This is a genomic window from Kitasatospora sp. NPDC091257 (assembly GCF_044757675.1).
Lineage (GTDB): Bacteria > Actinomycetota > Actinomycetes > Streptomycetales > Streptomycetaceae > Kitasatospora > Kitasatospora lactacystinica.
Genome location: NZ_JBIVVI010001166.1, coordinates 1 through 2818, shown reverse-complemented (window position 1 = coordinate 2818; position 2818 = coordinate 1). Strand labels below are relative to the sequence as shown.

Annotated in this window: 2 protein-coding genes; both read right to left on the bottom strand. The window is 76.0% G+C overall.

The features are described 5' to 3' along the window. Positions 1-34: 34 nt before the first annotated feature. Entirely contained in the window at positions 35-901 is an 867-nt protein-coding gene (locus ACIQOV_RS35845) for a C40 family peptidase (RefSeq protein ID WP_401055003.1), read from the bottom strand. A 299-nt stretch (positions 902-1200) separates the two neighbouring features. Then, complete coding sequence (locus tag ACIQOV_RS35840) at positions 1201-2622, bottom strand: AMP-binding protein (protein ID WP_401055002.1); 1422 nt, start codon at positions 2620-2622, stop codon at positions 1201-1203. Between the last annotated feature and the right edge of the window lie 196 nt (positions 2623-2818).

The window sequence follows — 2818 nt, the reverse complement described above, 5'->3', positions numbered from 1 at the left end:
CCCGGCACCCCCGACGGGCGGGCGTCCGGCCCCGCTACGGGCGCCCCATGAACGCCGGGTAGTAACCGCTGCTGATCCCCGAGACCCGGACGTTGGTCCCGGGCCGCGCGGCCTCGACGTACCTGTTGTCGCCCAGGTAGATCGCCACGTGCTGGATGCCCCGGGCGGTCCCGTCCGGCGCCCAGAACAGCAGGTCACCGCGGCGCAACTGGCTCGCCCCGATCGGCGTGGTCGCCGCGTACTGGTCGTTGGCCACGCGCGGCAGGTCGATCCCGCCGCGCCGGAAGGACTGCTGCACCAGGCCCGAGCAGTCGTAGCCGTCCGGCCCGTTGCCGGCCCGGCGGAACGGTACGCCCAGCTGGGCGAGGGCGAACTGCACGGCGGTCTCGACGTCCCGGTCCTCCGCGACCGAGTCGTCGTAGTGGCCCGAGCCCGCGGAGTCCGACGAGGAGCCGCCGCCGGTGCGGTCCAGGTAGATGTCGTAGTGCGAGGTCCAACGCCACTCGCCCTTGCTGTTGCGGAACCAGTAGCGGGAGCCGTCCCAGCCCTCCCGGATCCCGCCGGAGCCGCTCGTGGCCTTGGCGGCGGACGCGGAGCCACCCCCGGTGCGAGCCGCGTACACGCTGTAGTGCGAGGTCCAGCGCCACTGCCCCTGGCTGTTCTTGAACCAGTACCTGGAGCCGTCCCACCCGGCGTGCGCCGGGGCGGGCTCGGCGGCCGCGGGGCCGGCGCCGAGGCCGAGGCCGATCACGCCCGCCCCGGTCGCGACCACGGCCACCATGGCTATCCCCCGACGGAGTCGCGCGGTGCGGGACGGACGGGAGGTACGGACGGTGGCGGCGGGCTGCTGCCCGGTCGGTTCGCCGGCGGCCGCCGGCGCGCCGGTGTTGACGGTGGTCATCGTGCTGACTTCCTTCACTGCTGCGGATCGCTGCGGACTGCAGCGGATTGCTGTGACCGGCCAGGACTGGCCGTGCTTGTCGGCAGGGTCCCCGCCCGGCACGCCGCGGCTTCCGGTCCTGCGACCGGAAGCCGCGGCGTGTCGTCCGGGGATTCGGTCCTGCCTGCGTGTCACGTTAGGCACGCGTCCGCTCACTGCGCGCAGTGGAGTGCGCCAATGGAAGGGTCACCGGTGGTGAGCACCGACGGCGCATCAGGGTGAACGGCCGTCATCCGAGGGGGCGTCCGGCATCCCCCTCCTCAGCGGCCGCCGGCCTCCGCCAGCAGCTGCTTCTTCAGCACCTTTCCCAGCGCGTTCCTGGGCAGTTCGGGCACCAGGACGACCCGGCGCGGCCGCTTGTGCACCGAGAGCCGCTCCGCCACGAAGGCCGTCAGCTGGTCCCCCGTCACGGCGCCGTCCGGAATGACGTACGCGACGATCGCCTGTCCGAGGTCCTCGTCCGGCACGCCGACCACCGCCGCGTCGGCGACCGCCGGGTGGTCGCGCAGCGCGGCCTCCACCTCGCCGGCGCCGATCCGGTAGCCACCGCTCTTGATCAGGTCCACCGAGGCGCGGCCGACGATCCGGTGGAAGCCGTCCGCCCCGATCACCGCGACGTCACCGGTGCGGAACCAGCCGTCCGCCGTCCACGCCTCGGCGTCCGCGTCCGGCCGGTTGAGGTAACCGCTGAACAGCGTCGGGCCGCTGACCTGGAGTTCGCCGACGCTCTCCCCGTCCCGGGGCACCGGCGCGCCGTCCTCGCCGACCAGCCGGGTGCGGACCCCGTCCACCGGCAGCCCGACGCTGCCGGGGCGCCGCTCGCCGTCCGCCCGGGTGCTGACGGTGATCAGCGACTCGGTCATCCCGTACCGCTCGATCGGGGCGTGCCCGGTGAGCGCCGCCAACTTCTCGAACACCGGGACGGGCAGCGGCGCGCTGCCGGAGACCAGCAGCCGGGCCGCGGCGAGCCGGGCCGCCGCGTCCGGATCCGCCGCCACCCGGGACCAGACGGTGGGCACGCCGAAGTACAGGCTGCCGCCGGCCGCCGCGTACCCCGCCGGGGTGGGCCGCCCGGTGTGCACCAGGCCGCTGCCGGTGCGCAGGGCGCCGAGCACGCCGAGCAGCAGCCCGTGCACGTGGAACAGCGGCAGGCCGTGCACGAGGGTGTCCTCGGCGGTCCACTGCCAGGCGGCGGCGAGGGCGTCCAGGTCGGCGGCGATCGCCTCGCGCCGGATCACCACGCCCTTGGGCGCGCCGGTGGTGCCCGAGGTGTAGAGCACGAAGCCGGTCGACGCGGCGTCCGGCTCGGCGTGGGTGGTGGCGGAGCGCTGCTCGGGGTCGACCGGCAGCCCCGCCACCGAGGTGTCCTGCGGCAGCGTCTCCCCGACGGCGTGCGCGAGCAGCGCCGCGCCGGAGTCCCGCAGGATGTGCTCGCGCTCCTTGGGTCCCGAGTCGGGCGGCAGCGGCACCACCGGGACGCCCGCCAGCAGGCCGCCGACCACGGCGGTGACGGTCTCGACGGTGGGCCGGGCGAGCACCGCGAGCGCCGGGGCGCCGGCCACCCGGTCGGCGACGGCGGTCGCCGCGCCCAGCAGATCCTCCCGGGAGAGGGCCCGGCCGTCGATCCGCAGCGCCTCCGCCCCGTCGCCGAAACCGCCCCGAAGTGCCGTCAGCAGTGCCATGCCACCGTCCTCGCCTCGTCCCACGCCACCGCGCCGCGCCCGTGCGCCACGCGCTCGACCCGCGTGTCCGCCTCCGCGTCACGCGTCGGCGCCGACTCTACGGGCCGCCGCCCCGCGCGCCGCGCTCCGGGGACGACGGGCGGGGCCGGCGCTCAGGCGCCGAGGGGGCTGGGCCGAGGAGGGCGGCGTGCCGGGG